We start from the raw sequence: 17,615 nt of genomic DNA on the forward strand, positions 1-17,615 counted from the left end.
GTGGTGACCGTTCGTCGCGCCATAACTTGTGACGGTGGCATTGCGGGGGAGGAGTCGTCAATAGTGAACTAAGTCACAATGCTCGACGTGGGTGGTGGCTGAGAATTGTTGGCTGTTTGAAACAGTCCTACTAGGAGGAACTATGGGCAACGACGCCCGTCAGAGCGAAGCGCAGGAGGGGCCGGACTTCGAAGCATTGCAGGCCTCACCACGCTTCCAAGAACTTCGCAAACGTCATCGGAGCTTTGTGTTTCCCATGGCTGTCTTTTTCTTGTTGTGGTATTTCGCATATGTGCTCTTGGCTGACTATGCAGTGGACTTTATGTCCACCAAAGTCTGGGGCAATATCAACATCGGCCTCATTTTGGGATTTTTGCAATTCCTCACCACGTTCGGTATTACCGCCTGGTACGTGAGCTATTCCAATAAGAAATTGGACCCGCTGGCAACGGAATTGCGCAACGAAATCGAGGACAGCAAGAAGTCCATCAATGCGCTGAACACGGCGCCTTCCGCGGAGGATGATGCCAAGTGATGCCCATGGTTAATGTCTCTGACCTTAAAGACACCACAGCCTTGAATATTGGAATTTTTGCCCTGTTTGTAGCGATCACCTTGGTGATTGTGCTGCGGGCGAGCAAAAACAACAAAACAGCCGCTGACTACTATGCCGCCGGTAGGTCATTCACCGGCTCGCAAAACGGTACAGCTATCGCCGGCGATTACCTTTCGGCTGCCTCATTTCTGGGTATCACTGGAGCCATTGCCATCAACGGCTATGACGGTTTCCTGTACTCGATAGGTTTCCTGGTTGCATGGCTTGTGGCGCTGCTTCTCGTGGCAGAACTTTTGCGCAATACCGGCAAATTCACCATGGCGGATGTTTTGTCTTTCAGACTTAAACAACGCCCAGTGCGGATTGCCGCGGCCATCTCAACGCTCGCTGTGTGCTTCTTCTATTTGCTGGCCCAAATGGCAGGCGCGGGAAGCTTGATCTCATTGCTGCTAGGCATCAGTGATTGGGGAGGCCAGGCGTTGGTCATCACGATCGTTGGCATTTTGATGATTGTGTACGTACTCATCGGTGGAATGAAGGGGACCACGTGGGTCCAGATCATCAAGGCTATTTTGCTGATTGCCGGCGCCGCTGTTATGACCGTCTGGGTGCTTTCGATTTACGGCTTCAACCTTTCAAACCTCCTGGGTGCAGCGGTAGATACGGCCAAGAACCCAGCCGTCCTCAACCCGGGCCTTCAGTACGGTAAAACAGGAACCACCAAGCTGGACTTCATCTCGCTTGGGTTGGCCTTGGTTCTGGGAACCGCTGCCTTGCCGCACGTTTTGATGCGTTTCTACACGGTGCCAACTGCTAAAGAAGCACGCAAATCGGTGGTCTGGGCCATTTGGCTCATCGGCATCTTCTACATCTTCACCTTGGTGTTGGGCTATGGCGCCGGCGCCCTGGTGGGTGCAGACACCATCAAGGCTGCGCCGGGTGGAGTGAATTCGGCAGCGCCATTGCTTGCCTTCTTCCTTGGTGGCCCCCTCTTGCTGGGCTTTATTTCCGCGGTAGCTTTCGCAACGATTCTTGCAGTCGTTGCGGGGTTGACCATTACGGCGGCGGCCTCCTTTGCCCATGACATCTACGCGAGCGTATTTGCTAAGGGAAATGTCGACGCCGGCACGGAAGTTAAGGTGGCGCGCCGCACCGTAGTAGTGATTGGCCTTCTAGCCATCCTCGGTGGCATTTTTGCTAACGGACAAAATGTTGCGTTCCTTGTGGCGTTGGCTTTTGCCGTGGCAGCTTCGGCGAACTTGCCCACCATTGTGTATTCCTTGTTCTGGAAGAAGTTCACCACTCAAGGTGCGCTGTGGAGTATGTATGGGGGACTGGGATCGGCCATCATTCTGATCGCGTTAAGCCCTGTGGTTTCTGGCAGTAAAACGTCGATGATCCCGGGAGCACACTTTGCGATTTTCCCGCTCAGTAATCCCGGCATCATTTCGATTCCCTTGGCTTTCTTTTTGGGCTGGTTGGGAACGATTTTGGACAAACGCCGCGAAGACGCCAAAAAGCAGGCCGAGATGGAGGTTCGTTCTCTCAGTGGAGCTGGGGCAGAGAAAGCAACCGATCACTAGTTTCGGTGCTTAGGCTCCCGAAGGCCCGCCACTTGCTCACAAACGTGGGAGGCAAGTGGTGGGCCTTTTGCTGTGTTCAGTTGCCAGTCTCTTCACGCTCCAAGAGTGGGAGCATCCTAAAGGGAATCAGTTCTCCCATGGCGATTGCGGTGTCAGTGCGCTCAACACCCTCGCAAGCGAGGACTTTACCGTTGACGCGGAACAGATCTTCTGCATCTTTAGCAACTACTCGAAGGAAAAGATCCGCAGATCCGCTCAGCGGGTAAGCCTCGAGGATTTCTGGGATGCTGCCTAAACTCTCTGCCAGTGAGGGCAGCTTTCGTTGCTGGACGTGAACTGACATAAAAGCTGAGAGTGTGTAACCCAAAGCGGCTGGATTGATCCGGCGCTCAAAGTTCAAAAACACCTTGTTTTTCTCGAGCTGGCTCATTCGAGCCTGGACGGTATTGCGGGAAATGCCGGTCACTTGGGCCAAAGCAACTACGGTTCGGCGCGGATCTTCGGCGAGGGCTGCGAGCAACTTTGCATCGGTCCCATCTAGAGAGTACATAATGCGCAGAATAGCACTGTTGCTTCCCTCGGGTCTGAGCATTTTGCTCAAGCTGTTCGCGGGTGGTTGTACTCATTGCAACTTGTGAGTAGGGTCACATTAACCGTGGGCAATGGCGCCCACGGGGTTAAGACTGAACGGCTCGCGGCAGGGGCAATCCTCTTGTCGGATACTGTTCCTTCACGCCGGGAAGGTCGCTGGCAAAAGTGTTAAGCAACGACTCACAAACATTCGTTCAGCTCATTTCAGCCGAGGGCACACGCACCCCAAGCGCCGAGTGGGATCCGTGGCTGAGCGACGTTGATGAAGCTACGCTCGTAGGTCTCTACGAAGACATGGTGGTTATCCGTCGGATCGATAATGAAGCAACAGCGCTTCAACGCCAAGGCGAACTCGCGTTGTGGCCGCCGCTCTTAGGTCAAGAAGCATCTCAGATCGGCTCAGGCCGGGCGCTTCGACACGATGACTTTGTCTTTTCCAGCTACCGCGAGAACGGTGTGGCCTATTGCCGCGGTGTGGACTTCACGGACATCCTGCGAGTGTGGCGAGGCAACGCCTCGGCCGGTTGGGATCCCTTCACTATCAACATGGCCACCCCACAAATCATCATCGGCGCCCAGACACTCCATGGCGTTGGTTACGCCATGGGAGTCCAGTTCGACGGCGCCAGTACGGCAGTGGTGACCTACTTCGGCGACGGTGCTACGAGTGAGGGCGACGTCAATGAAGCCATGGTGTTCGCAGCGAGTTTTCAGGCACCCGTGGTTTTCTTTTGCCAAAATAATCACTGGGCCATCTCAGAGCCGGTAACTCTCCAAAGCCACGTGCAGATCGCAGACCGTGCGGCAGGCTTTGGTATTCCGGCCATCCGGGTAGACGGCAACGATGTCCTCGCTGTTTTGGCGGCATCACGAAGCGCCTTGGAGCGAGCCAGGACCGGTGGCGGCCCCACTTTTATTGAAGCCGTCACCTACCGTATGGGACCACACACCACCGCTGATGACCCCACCAGGTACCGGGACGCCAACGAACTCGAAGACTGGCGTGCCAAGGATCCGATTCTGCGCCTTGAACGCCACCTCGATTCGCTCGGCGTCCTGAGTGATGAAGTGAAAGCCCACGTGAAAAACAAGGAAGACTCTGTAGCTGCTGCCCTCCGGGCCGGCATCGTCTCCATGGAAGAGCCTCGAGCTGAGCAGATCTTCGAACACGTCTACGCCGAGCCTCACTCCTTCTTGGAGCGCCAACAGGACCATTACCAGCGGTACTTGCAGATGATGGGTTCCGACAACTCAGCAGGAGCCTTGTGATGACCTCGATGACGTTTTCCCGTGCCATAAACTCCGGCCTGCGCCGTGCCATGGATGCTGACCCCAAAGTTGTCCTGATGGGGGAGGATATTGGCGCTTTGGGTGGGGTGTTCCGCATTACGGATGGTTTGCAAAAGGACTTTGGTGCCCACCGAGTCATTGACACACCTTTGGCGGAATCTGCCATCATCGGCACCTCCGTGGGGTTGGCCTACCGCGGTTACCGGCCCGTGTGTGAGATTCAGTTTGATGGCTTTATCTACCCGGCCTTTGATCAAATTGTTAGCCAAGTGGCCAAGCTCCATTACAGGACTCAAGGTGCCGTCAAGATGCCCTTGACCATCCGGGTGCCTTTTGGTGGTGGGATTGGTTCACCTGAACACCACTCCGAATCGCCGGAAGCGTACTTCACCCACACTTCAGGTCTTCGCGTGATCTCAGTATCCAACCCGCAAGATGCGTACACGATGATCCAACAGGCCATTGCCTGTGACGACCCGGTGCTTTATTTCGAACCAAAGCGCAGGTATCACGACAAGGGCGAGGTGGAGGAATCCACCACTGAAGCGGTGCTACCCATGGGGAGTGCCGCCGTCGTACATGCTGGTGCGGATGTCACGTTGGTGGCCTATGGACCACTGGTCAAGACCGCGCGGGACGCAGCGGTTGCCGCGTCTGACGAAGGTATTTCTGTAGAAGTGATTGATTTGCGCTCCCTAGCGCCAATCGACTTCGCCACCTTGGAAGCGTCGGTACGCAAGACCGGTCGCTTGGTGATCGCTCACGAAGCTGCGCAATCAGGTGGACTCGGCGCGGAGATCGCTGCCAGCATCACTGAACGTTGCTTCTACTTCCTTGAGGCGGCCCCAATACGCGTGACGGGCTTTGATATCCCGTACCCCTATTCGAAGTTGGAACTGCATCACTTGCCGGATTTAGACAGGATCCTAGACGGCGTGGACCGGGCCCTGGGCCGGCACAACTCTTTGAGCGGATTGGAAGCGTGAGAACAACAATGAGGCGCGAATTTAGGCTCCCAGATCTGGGCGAAGGCCTCACCGAGTCAGAGATACTCTCGTGGCACGTTGCCCCGGGGGACACTGTGGAGTTGAACCAAATCATCGCCGAGGTAGAAACAGCTAAGGCCGTGGTGGAATTACCGTCGCCTTTCGCCGGAGTGGTGCTTGAACTGCATGAACCAGCCGGAACAGTGGTTGAAGTTGGTAAACCGATCGTTTCCTTTGACGTTCCCGACGACGGCGCCGCCCCGGACCCCAGTAATGGAACCGGCGGCGCTGCAATCAGTGAAGGCGCTCTGGAAGGGGAGCCCAAGCGGGAACCAAACTTGGTGGGTTACGGTGCCGTGGTCGATCGCGGGGGCCGGCCGAGCCGCCGTGCCCGGGCAGGTGTTCCAGCAACAGTTACTACGGCAGTAACCACGCATGTAGCAGTAACGGCATCACCCGAACGGCCGCGCTCTACACCGCCGGTGCGAAAACTGGCCAAAGATCTGGGCTTGGACCTCACTCAGCTCACTGGCACTGGACCTAGTGGTTTGATCACCCGCACCGATGTCCAACAGTGCAGTGCCCGATCTGAGGGAAGCGCCGATTCTGCGGGGGAGCGGGAGACGCGCACGCCCATCAAAGGGGTCCGCAAGCACACGGCTGCAGCCATGGTTTCTAGCGCTTTTACTGCGCCGCACGCCACCGAGTTCCTGACCATTGATGTCACTGCCACGATGGAACTCTTGGCACGGCTCAAGGCCAGCAAACAATACGCGCAGGTCCGCATCACGCCGCTCACGATCGTTGCTAGGGCCCTGCTCGTGGCGCTCAAAGCAAACCCCAGCCTCAACTCTCAGTGGGACGAAGCGGCTCAAGAAATTGTGCAGTTCAACTACGTCAACCTAGGCATAGCCGCTGCTACACCCCGTGGACTGACAGTGCCGAACATTAAGGACGCCCAAGACCTGACGTTTTTGGCTCTGGCTGAAGAGCTTGGCGAACTAACCCAAACCGCGCGGGCGGGCAAAACTTCCCCGCTGAACTTGAGTGGCGGAACCATCTCCATTACCAATATTGGTGTGTTTGGGATTGACGCTGGCACGCCGATTCTGAATCCCGGTGAAGCGGCAATCCTTGCCATGGGTTCGGTGCGTAAGCTCCCGTGGGAGTACCAGGGCGAAGTAGCACTGCGCGAGGTGATGACACTGAGCCTGTCTTTTGATCACCGGCTTGTTGACGGGGAGCAAGGTTCGCGGTTCTTGGCTGACGTCGGCGCTTTGCTCAAGGATCCAGCGCTCGCACTAACGATGGGCTAGGCGCCGGCGGTCAGTGCGGCAAGGGCCAGCTCTTCCAAAATTCCAGCGGCTGTTTTGCGGGCGACGCTGGTTCCTTGCCCTCTGAGCGAATGCGGCGTGGAGTTGATGAGTCCAAAAGTGGCATGGGCGCGTAGGCGTAGCTCGGCCACCGAGTCACTCGAGTGGATCGCGCCTAATTGCTCCACCCACAGCTCTACATATTGCCGCTGCAGGGAACGGACTTCGGAGCGGCATTGTGGGCTGACGTTGTCCAGGTCCCGGTCTTGAACCCGGATCACGTCAACGTTGCTCAGTGCAAAATCCACGTGAAAGTGGACCAGCTCTGTCAAGGTCGCTCGGGGATCCACGGAGCGGGCTGCCACCAATGAACCGCCAGACAATAGGCCGCGGCTTACCGTCAACAACACCTCGTCCAGTACGGATTGTTTGCCGGGGAAGTGTCGGTAAACCGCTGGGCCGCTGATACCTACGGCGGCGCCCAAATCCTCGAGCGAAACCCTGCTGTACCCCTTGGACGCAAAGAGGTTTGCGGCGGCAGCAAGGAGGGCTCGGCGTCGCTCTTCTTTGGCCAAGCTCCGCTGGGTTTGCCGTGCGATTGCCGAGTCCTCACCGTCACTTGACGAGGTTAATTCTGGCTGGTTTTGAGTGTTCACGTGATCCTTTGTCAGTGTGGTGGACATCACGGTTATTAGAGACTAACGTAAAACTCAGTTATCCGGTACTAACCAAAATGACAGCGGATTGTGCCGCATCAAAGCACCTAGGAAGCAGGTCAATGGAGACCCTCGCCACCACGCTGGATCGCGAATCCGCGCCGTTCCTCGTTAATGAGCAAGCCCAAAAAGCGCTCGTAACCGAACTCCGTCACAAGCTGGAAACCACCGCACTAGGGGGCCCAGAAGCATCACGTGAGCGGCACATTGCCCGTGGCAAACTTTTGCCTCGCGAGCGTATCAATCGCCTGCTCGACGACGGCAGCCCGTTCCTGGAGATCGCACCTTTGGCAGCAAACCGCATGTATAACGACGACAGCCCGGGCGCTGGTGTGATCGCCGGGATCGGTTTGGTTCATTCACGCCACGTGATGATCATTTCCAATGACGCCACAGTCAAGGGCGGAACCTACTATCCGCTAACCGTCAAAAAGCATCTGAGAGCCCAGGAAATTGCTCTCGAGAACAAGCTTCCCTGCATTTATTTAGTAGATTCCGGCGGAGCGTTTCTTCCTAAACAGGACGAGGTTTTCCCGGACAAAGAACACTTTGGCCGCATCTTTTTCAACCAGGCCAAAATGTCTGCCGCCAAGATTCCACAAATAGCCTCGGTAATGGGCTCGTGCACGGCCGGTGGCGCCTACGTGCCAGCGATGAGCGATGAGACGGTGATTGTCCGCAACCAGGGCACCATTTTTTTGGGTGGCCCTCCGCTCGTTAAAGCAGCTATCGGCGAGATCGTTACGGCCGAGGAGCTTGGCGGCGGTGATGTGCACTCACGAATTTCCGGTGTCACTGACCATCTGGCAGAGAACGATGAACATGCACTCCAGATTGTCCGGGACATCGTGTCCACACTGCCGCAACAGCCTGCACCGGCGTGGGAAGTCACTGAGAGCACTGAACCAACGGTCGACCCGGAGGAGATTTACGGTGCCGTCCCGGTTGATGTGAACGCCCCCTATGACGTCCATGAGGTCATTGCGCGCTTGGTAGATGAAAGCCAGTTCCACGAATTCAAAAAGAACTACGGAACCACTTTGGTGACTGGCTTTGCCAAAATTCACGGTCACCCGGTAGGCATCGTGGCTAACAACGGTGTCCTGTTCAGCGAATCCTCACTCAAGGGCGCCCACTTTATTGAACTCTGCGATCAGCGAGGCATCCCCCTGCTGTTTCTGCAAAACCTAGCCGGTTTTATGGTCGGCAAAGACTACGAACACGGCGGCATTGCCAAAAACGGGGCCAAAATGGTCACCGCCGTGGCCACCGCTCGCGTACCCAAATTGACAGTTGTGATTGGCGGTTCCTTCGGGGCAGGAAACTATTCCATGTGCGGGCGCGCTTACTCGCCCCGATTCTTGTGGATGTGGCCCGCCGCTCGCATCTCGGTGATGGGCGGCAACCAAGCATCGGGAGTGTTGGCCACCGTCAAACGCGAGCAGATGGAATCCCGCGGCCAAGAATGGTCTAGCGAGGAAGAGGAAGCATTCCGGGCGCCCATCCGCGAACAGTATGAGGACCAAGGCAGCCCGTACTATTCAACCGCCCGCCTCTGGGACGACGGCGTCATTGACCCTGCGGAGACCCGCACCGTTGTGGGACTCGCCCTTGATGTTGTTTCCCGTACACCACTGCCGGAGACCTCCTTCGGCCTCTTCCGGATGTGAGCCGTCGATGCAGGAATCACCTTTGAAATCCCAAAACACTGCGGCTCTGTTCAACACTGTGTTGGTGGCGAACCGTGGCGAAATCGCCTGTCGGGTTATTCGTACCCTGCGCACTATGGGTATCACCTCAGTTGCTGTCTACAGCGACGCCGACGCCGGTGCACGCCACGTGCGCGAAGCTGATACGGCCGTACGGATTGGCCCCGCAGCGGCCTCCGCAAGTTACCTCAACACCGATGCGATCATCGCTGCGTGCCGCAGTACGGGAGCGCAAGCCGTACATCCTGGCTACGGTTTCTTGAGTGAAAACGTTGAGTTTGCCAGTGCTCTGGAGGCTGCGGGCATTATGTTCATTGGCCCCGGTGTGGAGTCGCTCAACGTTATGGGTGACAAGATCCGCTCTAAAAACCATGTCAGTGGATACGGTGTGCCAGTGGTTCCCGGCATCGCCGCACCGGGACTCAGCGATGCGCAGTTGATCGAAGCGGCTTCTAGCGTCGGATTCCCGTTGTTGATCAAACCTTCCGCCGGAGGTGGTGGAAAGGGAATGCACGCGGTGCAACGTGCAGAGGACCTTGCAAGTACCCTCCTGACGGCGCGACGTGTAGCTGCTTCAGCATTTGGTGACGACACTTTGTTTTTAGAGCGCCTTGTCTTGACCCCGCGGCACATCGAAGTGCAAATTTTGGCGGATAACTACGGCAACGTGATTCATCTCGGGGAGCGTGAATGTTCCCTACAACGTCGCCACCAAAAGGTGATTGAAGAAGCGCCTTCGCCCATGCTTGAAAGCCTTCCTCGCGGTGAAGAGATCCGCGCCAAGCTGGGTGAGGCGGCCTGTAACGCAGCTCGGAGCGTGAACTATTCGGGGGCTGGAACCGTGGAGTTCTTGGTATCAGATGCTGCCCCGGACGAGTTCTTTTTTATGGAAATGAACACACGCCTGCAAGTAGAGCACCCTGTAACAGAGATGATCACCGGGCTGGATCTGGTTCAGTGGCAAGTGAAAATTGCTGCCGGCGAGCACTTGACCATCAAACAAGAGGACATTCAGCTCAACGGACACTCGGTGGAAGCTCGTGTTTACGCTGAAGTGCCTGAACGGAACTTTATGCCCTCAACGGGCACGGTTCAGCTCCTGAACGAGGACGCCAGCGCACCACCAGGAACACTGCTTCGTATGGACTCGGCCCTACTCAACGGTTTGGAAATCTCCGCCGACTATGACCCCATGGTGGCAAAAGTCATCAGCTGGGCACCAGACCGGCAAGCCTCACTTGATGCCTTGGACGCAGGGCTCTCTCACTACCTAGCCTTGGGCATAGATACAAATGTTGAGTACTTGCGATTACTGATCAACGATCCCGATGTGCGGGCTGGCAAGCTCGACACCGGGCTGATCGAGCGCAAGATGCCAGACTTCGCTTTCCGTCATGTGGGGGAGGCGGAGGTAATAGTCGCCGCACTGATGAGCTGGGTTCACAGCACTAGGAAAAACCAGGGTTCTACAGGCCGGATGTCGACGGGTAGCCCGTCAGTGACCACTGGCACCCCATGGAACCGGCTGGACGGTTGGCGCATGGGGGCCCGCGCACCATGGAGGCTGCACGTATTGCTCCCAGACGGGCAGCTGGCTGAAGTTTCAGTGACCTCAAAGGATTCACAAACCCTCAGCGTGAGCGTGGATGACGAGCAGGCTCAAGAGTGCAGCATCCCTGAAATCGTTGGTCAGCGCGTCCGTTTGACTATCAGTTCGGCTACTCACGAGTGGGCATTTGCTACGGACGCGGCCACATATTCACAGCAGAACCAGCGAATCTACCTCGGCTCCGAAGGCTGGCAAGGCCACCTCGATATCCTCGGCCGTGAGGCCTACCTGCATCAACGATTGGCAAGCATCGAACGTGAATCGGGCACTGCAGATCCAGAAGTCCACTCACCGATGCCGGGCACTGTGGTTAGCGTCGCCGTCGTCAGCGGGCAGGAAGTGCAAGCCGGGCAGCCGCTGGTCAGCGTAGAAGCAATGAAGATGGAGCACCAACTTCTTGCCGCCGTGGACGGGATAGTCCATCTGTCCGTCAAGACCGGAGAAATCGTTAAGGCTGATCAAGTATTGGCAACCATTCATCCCATCACCGACAACGACGTCACCACCAAGGAGTAAAACGTGAATAGCTTTGGACTCAGCGAGGACTATCAAGACCTCAGCGACTCCGTACGGGATTTCGCCAACGAAGTAGTTGCCCCTGTTTCACAAAAACACGATGAAGAACACAGCTTCCCCTATGAAGTGGTTGCAGGCATGGCAGAAATGGGCCTGTTTGGGTTGCCGTTCCCCGAAGAGCATGGCGGAATGGGCGGGGACTACTTCGCACTAGCCCTAGCGCTGGAACAACTAGGCCGAGTGGACCAATCGGTGGCCATCACCCTTGAAGCTGGTGTCTCCTTGGGAGCCATGCCCATCTACCGCTTTGGCAATGACGCCCAAAAGAAAGAGTGGTTGCCGCTCTTGGCCTCGGGCAAAGCGCTCGCAGGCTTTGGCCTGACCGAACCTGAAGCGGGCTCGGATGCTGGAGGAACCAAAACCACGGCTAAACGCGAAAACGGCCAGTGGGTGGTTAACGGCAATAAAGAGTTCATCACTAACTCCGGTACCGACATCACCAAACTAGTTACAGTCACCGCAGTCACCGGGCAAAGCGAACGGCCCGATGGCAGCATCAAAAAAGAAATTTCCACCATTCTGGTACCCACCAACACTCCCGGCTTTAAGGCGGAAAAGGCCTACAACAAGGTGGGCTGGAATGCCTCGGACACCCACCCGCTGACCTTGGCTGACGTTCGTGTTCCCGAGGAAAACTTGCTCGGAGTTGAAGGGCGAGGCTACGCCAACTTCCTATCCATTTTGGATGAGGGTCGCATCGCGATCGCTGCGCTCGCCGTAGGCGCTGCTCAAGGCTGCGTAGACCAGTCAGTGAAGTACGCGCTGGAACGCCAAGCCTTTGGTAACAACATTGGTAAGTACCAAGGCATCCAGTTCAAGATTGCCCGGATGGAAGCACGCGCCCACACAGCACGTTTGGCCTACTATGACGCCGCCGCCCGGATGCTGGCTGGCAAACCCTTTAAGACTCAGGCAGCCATCGCCAAAATGGTGGCGGGTGAAGCCGCAATGGACAACGCCCGTGATGCCACACAAGTCTTCGGCGGGTATGGTTTCATCAACGAATTCACTGTGGCCCGCCACTACCGCGACTCCAAAATTCTTGAAGTCGGCGAGGGAACCACAGAAGTGCAGTTGATGCTCATTGCCCGGGATCTAGGCCTCTAAGGTTTTAGGTTTTGTTTCCGTCTGCGCGCAAGCGGAATTGGCGGTGGAATATGCTGCTCGCCGGCACTGAAAGGATCAATGATGATTAACAAGGTTGTAGCGAACGCCGCTACGGCGGTGGCGGATGTCCATGAAGGCGCCTCACTCGCCGTCGGCGGTTTTGGTTTGTGTGGAATCCCCGTGGCCCTGATCGCTGCCCTGCATGATCAGGGAACCGGCTCGCTTGAAACGGTCAGCAATAATTGCGGCGTCGACGACTGGGGGCTGGGCATTCTGCTGCGCGACGGCCGGATCCGTAGAACTATCAGCTCCTATGTGGGCGAAAACAAGGAATTTGCGCGCCAATACCTGGCCGGTGAGCTTGAGGTAGTGCTCACACCGCAGGGAACTTTGGCGGAGAAGCTTCGTGCCGGCGGTGCCGGGATCCCAGCGTTCTACACAACCGCTGGTGTGGGCACCCAAGTGTCCGACGGCGGACTGCCACAGAAGTACGATACGGACGGAGACGTTGTGATCGCCTCCGCGCCGAAAGAAGTGCGAAACTTCGGCGGTGCAGATTACGTACTGGAAGAGTCTTTGACTCCAGACTTCGCGCTGGTCCACGCCTGGAAGGGCGACCGGCACGGAAACTTGGTGTTCCACGCGACGGCCATGAACTTTAATCCTCTGTGCGCCATGGCTGGAAAGATCACCATCGCTGAAGTTGAAGAACTTGTGGAACCGGGCGAGCTGGACCCCGAACACGTTCACATTCCGGGCATTTTTGTTCAACGGGTAGTCCACGTTCCTGCGGGATCGGAAAACAGTGAAAAGCGCATTGAAAAGCGCACCGTTTCGGCAGCAAAGGAAGGTAACTAGGCATGGCCTTGGACAGAAACCAGCTTGCGGCGCGAGTGGCCAAAGAATTGCACAACGGCCAATACGTCAACCTTGGTATTGGTATGCCCACTCTGATCCCAAACTACATTCCTGAAGGGGTGGAAGTAGTTCTTCACTCGGAAAACGGAATCCTGGGCACCGGCCCTTACCCCACCGATGACGCTGTGGATCCTGACCTAATCAACGCCGGCAAAGAAACCGTCACTGTCAACAAGGGTGCTGCGTTCTTTGACTCTTCGCTCTCCTTTGGAATGGTGCGCGGCGGTCACGTGGACGTTGCAGTGCTCGGGGCAATGGAGGTTGCTGAGAATGGCGATCTTGCCAACTGGATGATCCCCGGCAAGATGGTCAAGGGTATGGGGGGTGCCATGGATCTAGTTTTTGGAGCTAAGCGGCTTATCGTCATGATGGAGCACGTGGATAAGGCGGGGAACCCTAAGATCCTCAAACGCTGCACTCTGCCGCTGACCGGCAAGGGGTGTGTGGACAGAATTATCACGGACCTTGCGGTTATTGATGTCACTGAGGACGGGTTGGTCTTGCGCGAGACGGCTCCGGGAGTTTCCGCCGAGGAAGTGATCGCCGCTACCGGCGCTGAACTGCGTGTGGAAATGCATGACTTGGACAACGTATGAGTGAACAGGAACACGATCAAGCCCCCAGCATGGACATGATCGAACAGCGTGGACTCTACTTCGAGGAGCTCCAAGAGGGCGTGATCTACGCGCACCGCCCTGGCAGGACTATTACCGAGACGGACAACGTTCTGTTCACCACCATGACCATGAACACGCAAGCTCTCCACTTGGATGCTGCATGGAGCGCTGGGCAACCTTTCGGACAGCGCTTGGTGAATTCGATGTTTACCCTCGCAACACTCGTGGGACAGTCCGTTCCCCAACTGACGCAAGGGACCATCATCGCCCAGCTGGGGCTCACCGACGTGAAGTTCCCACATCCGCTTTTCCACGGCGACACCTTGTACACCCAGACGGTGATCACTTCTAAGCGGCTTTCCTCGTCTAGACCGGGCCAAGGCGTTGTGACGATGGAACACACCGGTACCAATCAAGACGGGAAAGTTGTGGCCAAAGCTACCCGTTCGTGCCTGATGTGGACCCAAGAAGCCCACGCGGCTCAGCAAAAAGGAAGCCTTACATCGTGACGTTCACTATGGGACCAAGTCTCTTGTTCTGCCCCGCAGACCGGGCTGACCGCTACAACAAAGCAGCCGAACGGGCAGACGCTGTCATCTTGGACCTTGAAGATGCAGTGGCAGCAGGGGATAAAGAGGCTGCGCGTGCCGAGCTGCTTGCTCATGTTCGCAGTGGCGCCCCCTTAGAAGCCGAGCGAACCATAGTGCGCGTCAACCCTTGTGGCACTGAGGAATTCGCCAAAGACCTTAGCGTCCTCGCGGGCACTCCTTACCGGACCATCATGGTGGCCAAGGCAGAAGACCCAGCTCAGATCGCTGAGCTGAAGGATTTTAGAGTGATTGCGTTGTGCGAGACGGCCTCCGGAATCATCAATGCTCCGGCTATCGCGGCACTTCCCCACGTGGTTGCTTTAATGTGGGGAGCCGAAGACCTTGTGGCGTCACTCGGCGGGACCTCAAGCCGAAAAGCGGACGGCAGCTACCGCCATGTGGCACAGCATGCGCGCTCACAGGTACTTTTGGCCGCTGGCGCCTACGGCAAATCAGCTATTGATGCTGTGTATGTGAACATCGCTGATCTGGCCGGATTGGCCGCTGAATCCGAGGATGCAGTTGCCTCAGGGTTCTTCGCCAAGGCGTGTATCCACCCAAGTCAAGCTGGCACCATCCGCAACGCCTATGCACCATCGGCGGACTCTATTGCTGAGGCTAGAGCACTTCTAGCCGCAGCCGCAGAAGCAGGGAGCGGTGTGTTCCAGTACCAAGGCAAAATGATTGACGAGCCCATCCTCAAACACGCTCAGGCCACGCTCTTGCGCGCAGGGGAACTGTAGCAGCCGAGATTGCGGGCATACGGTCCGGTGTTTGACGTGCATTGCGAGATACTGGATTAATGATGCGGCGCAAGATTGTGATTCTCGGTTCCACCGGTTCCATTGGTACTCAAGCAATAGGCGTGGTGGATGGTGCACCACACTTGTTTGAAGTTGTGGCGCTCAGTGCTGGGCAGGGAAACCTGGAGCTTCTGGCCTCTCAGGCAGTGCATACACGCGCCCAAGCGGTAGGTACATCCGCCCAGGACGCGAGTGAACTCGCTGCGCTGATTAGCGCAACGGCTGCCAAAGCAGGGATCACCGGATATAAGCCACAGTTGTTCGCCGGGGCTGACGCTTCCACGCAGATCGCACAGATCCCGTCAGATGTAGTGCTTAACGGCATCACAGGATCCATCGGTTTGGTTCCCACTCTCGCGGCGCTCCGCTCAGGGGCCACCTTGGCGCTGGCCAATAAAGAATCACTGATTGTAGGTGGCTCACTAGTCAAGGACGCGGCGGCTCCAGGTCAATTGGTGCCAGTTGATTCGGAGCACTCGGCCATTGCACAGTGTCTGCGGTCCGGGCAGTTCGCTGAAGTGGACAAACTTATTTTGACAGCATCCGGTGGGCCCTTCAGAGGGTTCAGCCGTGAACAGTTGCACAACGTTAGCCCTACCCAAGCTCTTGCGCACCCCACGTGGGACATGGGCCCCATGGTCACCACTAACTCCGCAAGCCTGGTCAACAAAGGACTGGAAGTGATTGAAGCGCACTTGCTCTTCGACATTCCGCTGGACCGCATTGATGTGGTGGTCCACCCACAATCTGTGGTGCATTCCATGGTTCAGTTTGTAGACGGTTCCACCATTGCTCAAGCATCACCGCCGGACATGCGGCTCCCCATTGCTTTGGGCCTGGGCTGGCCAGATCGTGTGCCAAAAGCCGCTTCCGCCTGTGATTGGAGCCAAGCAGTCAGTTGGCACTTCGAACCACTCGATGTTGTTGCATTTCCCGCCGTTGACCTTGCTAAGGACGCAGCAAAGCAGGGGAGCACCTTCCCTGCTGTGTACAACGCTGCCAACGAGGAAGCCGTCTACGCGTTCCACGCCGGCAAGATTCGTTTTACTGACATTGTGGACACCATTGAAGCCGTGTTGAGCGAACACTCAGGCTCCTCCCAGCTCAGTGTCGAGTCGGTGCTGGAAGCTGAAGGTTGGGCCCGCGCCCGGGCCAATCAGATTTTGGACAGCTCCTCTGATCCAAGTGACTCCCACAATGCAGGTGCTAAGTGACAGCCGTAGTTCTTTTTATCGTTGGTGTACTCATCGTCGCCATAGGCATAGCCCTATCTATCGCCTTGCATGAAGTGGGGCACTTGTTGCCCGCCAAACTCTTTAACGTCCGGGTCACCAAATACATGATCGGCTTTGGGCCAACTCTCTGGTCTAAGCGCAAGGGCGAGACTGAATACGGATTCAAGGCGGTCCCGCTCGGTGGCTTTGTATCCATGGTGGGTATGTACCCGCCCAACGTGAGCGATGGAAGCGTGCGGCCTTCAAGTACCGGTATGTTCCAGACGCTAGCGTCAGAGGCGCGCTCGGTAGCGCATGAGGAAGTGCGCCCAGAGGACCACAACCGCGTCTTTTACAAACTTCCGGTATGGAAAAAAATCATCATCATGCTCGGCGGGCCAGCCATGAACCTGCTGATCGGATTGGTGCTCACGGCAGTGCTATTGATGGGATTTGGCACGGCACAGGCGACCACCACCATCTCTGACGTGTCCAAATGCCAGGTGAAATCTGGTGAGACCGTAGACCCCAATTCGTCGGCCTGTGTTCCTACACCTGCCGCCGCGGCCGGACTTCTCCCCGGAGACACCATCAAAACCTTTGACGGCAAAGCTGTCACTGGCTGGGATGAACTGACGTCATGGATTCGAGCCTCTGCCGGGCGCAGTGTGCAGATCTCGGTCCTGCGAAATGGTCAGGAAGTCAACACCACGGTCACCCCAGTTCTCTCGGCGCGCCCCGTTGTAGGCTCCGATGGCCAAGCACAAAAGAACGCTGACGGCACCACCAAAACTGCCGAAGTTGGCTTCCTCGGTATTGGCCCCACACAAGCGATGGTGCCCCAAGGGCCCGAAGCAGTACTACCAGCGGCCGGCCAACAGATTAGCCAAGTCGCCGGCGTCGTATTTAATCTCCCAGCCCGAGTAGTAGGCGTGGCAAAGGCCGCGTTCAGCTCGGAACCGCGCGACCCTAACGGCCCCATCAGTGTGGTGGGGGTGGGCCGAGTTGCCGGTGAGATCTCTGCGATGGAAACCATCCCCGTGTCTACGCGTCTGGCAGCGCTGATCGGTATCCTCGCGGGGCTGAACTTTGCGCTCGCCGTCTTCAACCTCGTGCCGCTTTTGCCGCTCGACGGCGGTCACGTTGCGGGAGCGCTTTATGAAGGTGCTCGCCGGCAGATCGCGCGGTGGTTCGGCAAACGGGATCCGGGGCCATTCGATATTGCCAAGTTGTTGCCACTGACCTATGTGGTGGCTATCGCCTTGATGGCAATGAGTGCCCTGCTGATCTATGCCGACATCGTTAAGCCGGTAAACATCTTTTAGACGGCTCAGAAGCGACAGCTGACCGCGACGGCAATAATCAGTCAAATATGGATGATTTCTAGATAATCATCCTAAAAAGATGGATTATTTAGAAATCAGTCTTCTATGATTG

Annotated in this window: 16 protein-coding genes; 14 read left to right on the plus strand and 2 right to left on the minus strand. The window is 56.8% G+C overall.

Annotated features, from left to right (window positions below):
* Window positions 1-142 precede the first annotated feature (142 nt).
* On the plus strand, window positions 143-535 hold the full coding sequence (locus ACQR35_RS08065) for a DUF485 domain-containing protein (protein ID WP_430268445.1): 393 nt from the start codon (window positions 143-145) through the stop codon (window positions 533-535).
* Window positions 535-2,139: a solute symporter family protein gene (locus ACQR35_RS08070; protein ID WP_430269741.1), complete on the plus strand. Its 1,605-nt coding sequence runs from the start codon at window positions 535-537 to the stop codon at window positions 2,137-2,139. The genes ACQR35_RS08065 and ACQR35_RS08070 overlap by 1 nt, the downstream gene beginning before the upstream one ends.
* A 76-nt stretch (window positions 2,140-2,215) precedes the next feature.
* Here the strand turns inward: ACQR35_RS08070 and ACQR35_RS08075 are convergent, their stop codons facing one another.
* Entirely contained in the window at window positions 2,216-2,689 is a 474-nt protein-coding gene (locus ACQR35_RS08075) for an Lrp/AsnC family transcriptional regulator (protein WP_430269742.1), read from the minus strand.
* A gap of 206 nt (window positions 2,690-2,895) precedes the next feature.
* Here ACQR35_RS08075 and pdhA point away from each other — a divergent pair, with 206 nt between their 5' ends.
* The 3 genes from pdhA to ACQR35_RS08090 are packed head-to-tail and all read left to right on the plus strand — an operon-like array spanning window position 2,896 to window position 6,322.
* Window positions 2,896-3,999 (plus strand): pyruvate dehydrogenase (acetyl-transferring) E1 component subunit alpha, encoded by a 1,104-nt coding sequence (gene pdhA, locus ACQR35_RS08080; RefSeq protein ID WP_430269743.1) that lies wholly within the window; start codon window positions 2,896-2,898, stop codon window positions 3,997-3,999.
* Window positions 3,999-5,006 carry an alpha-ketoacid dehydrogenase subunit beta gene (locus ACQR35_RS08085; protein ID WP_430269744.1) on the plus strand — a complete coding sequence of 336 codons (1,008 nt, stop codon included), beginning with the start codon at window positions 3,999-4,001 and terminating at the stop codon, window positions 5,004-5,006. The genes pdhA and ACQR35_RS08085 overlap by 1 nt, the downstream gene beginning before the upstream one ends.
* An 8-nt stretch (window positions 5,007-5,014) precedes the next feature.
* Window positions 5,015-6,322 carry a dihydrolipoamide acetyltransferase family protein gene (locus ACQR35_RS08090; RefSeq protein ID WP_430269745.1) on the plus strand — a complete coding sequence of 436 codons (1,308 nt, stop codon included), beginning with the start codon at window positions 5,015-5,017 and terminating at the stop codon, window positions 6,320-6,322.
* On the opposite strand, the gene ACQR35_RS08095 is transcribed toward ACQR35_RS08090, so the two are convergent.
* Window positions 6,319-6,975: an SACE_7040 family transcriptional regulator gene (locus ACQR35_RS08095; protein WP_430268440.1), complete on the minus strand. Its 657-nt coding sequence runs from the start codon at window positions 6,973-6,975 to the stop codon at window positions 6,319-6,321. The genes ACQR35_RS08090 and ACQR35_RS08095 overlap by 4 nt on opposite strands.
* A gap of 122 nt (window positions 6,976-7,097) precedes the next feature.
* Between ACQR35_RS08095 and ACQR35_RS08100 the strand changes: the two genes are divergently transcribed.
* From ACQR35_RS08100 to ACQR35_RS08140, 9 genes are all read left to right on the plus strand, one after another.
* A complete protein-coding gene (locus tag ACQR35_RS08100) occupies window positions 7,098-8,705 on the plus strand; it encodes a carboxyl transferase domain-containing protein (RefSeq protein WP_430269746.1) in 1,608 nt (535 codons plus the stop codon).
* Between the two features lie 7 nt (window positions 8,706-8,712).
* Window positions 8,713-10,869, plus strand: coding sequence for an acetyl/propionyl/methylcrotonyl-CoA carboxylase subunit alpha (locus tag ACQR35_RS08105; RefSeq protein ID WP_430269747.1), 2,157 nt, complete (start codon window positions 8,713-8,715; stop codon window positions 10,867-10,869).
* A 3-nt stretch (window positions 10,870-10,872) separates the two neighbouring features.
* The gene (locus ACQR35_RS08110) at window positions 10,873-12,036 is read left to right on the plus strand and encodes an acyl-CoA dehydrogenase family protein (RefSeq protein ID WP_430268437.1); all 1,164 of its coding nucleotides are present in this window, start codon (window positions 10,873-10,875) and stop codon (window positions 12,034-12,036) included.
* An 81-nt stretch (window positions 12,037-12,117) separates the two neighbouring features.
* Complete coding sequence (locus ACQR35_RS08115) at window positions 12,118-12,894, plus strand: CoA transferase subunit A (RefSeq protein ID WP_430269748.1); 777 nt, start codon at window positions 12,118-12,120, stop codon at window positions 12,892-12,894.
* A gap of 2 nt (window positions 12,895-12,896) precedes the next feature.
* Window positions 12,897-13,550, plus strand: coding sequence for a CoA transferase subunit B (locus ACQR35_RS08120; RefSeq protein WP_430268436.1), 654 nt, complete (start codon window positions 12,897-12,899; stop codon window positions 13,548-13,550).
* On the plus strand, window positions 13,547-14,080 hold the full coding sequence (locus ACQR35_RS08125; RefSeq protein ID WP_430268435.1) for a MaoC family dehydratase: 534 nt from the start codon (window positions 13,547-13,549) through the stop codon (window positions 14,078-14,080). Before ACQR35_RS08120 ends, ACQR35_RS08125 begins: the two co-directional genes overlap by 4 nt.
* The gene (locus ACQR35_RS08130) at window positions 14,077-14,904 is read left to right on the plus strand and encodes an HpcH/HpaI aldolase/citrate lyase family protein (RefSeq protein WP_430268434.1); all 828 of its coding nucleotides are present in this window, start codon (window positions 14,077-14,079) and stop codon (window positions 14,902-14,904) included. The genes ACQR35_RS08125 and ACQR35_RS08130 overlap by 4 nt, the downstream gene beginning before the upstream one ends.
* A 59-nt stretch (window positions 14,905-14,963) precedes the next feature.
* The gene (dxr, locus tag ACQR35_RS08135; protein WP_430269749.1) at window positions 14,964-16,178 is read left to right on the plus strand and encodes a 1-deoxy-D-xylulose-5-phosphate reductoisomerase; all 1,215 of its coding nucleotides are present in this window, start codon (window positions 14,964-14,966) and stop codon (window positions 16,176-16,178) included.
* Entirely contained in the window at window positions 16,175-17,503 is a 1,329-nt protein-coding gene (locus ACQR35_RS08140) for a M50 family metallopeptidase (RefSeq protein ID WP_430269750.1), read from the plus strand. Before dxr ends, ACQR35_RS08140 begins: the two co-directional genes overlap by 4 nt.
* Window positions 17,504-17,615 lie beyond the last annotated feature (112 nt).

The sequence above is a fragment of the Pseudarthrobacter sp. J1738 genome, assembly GCF_050490315.1.
GTDB lineage: Bacteria > Actinomycetota > Actinomycetes > Actinomycetales > Micrococcaceae > JBNPEO01.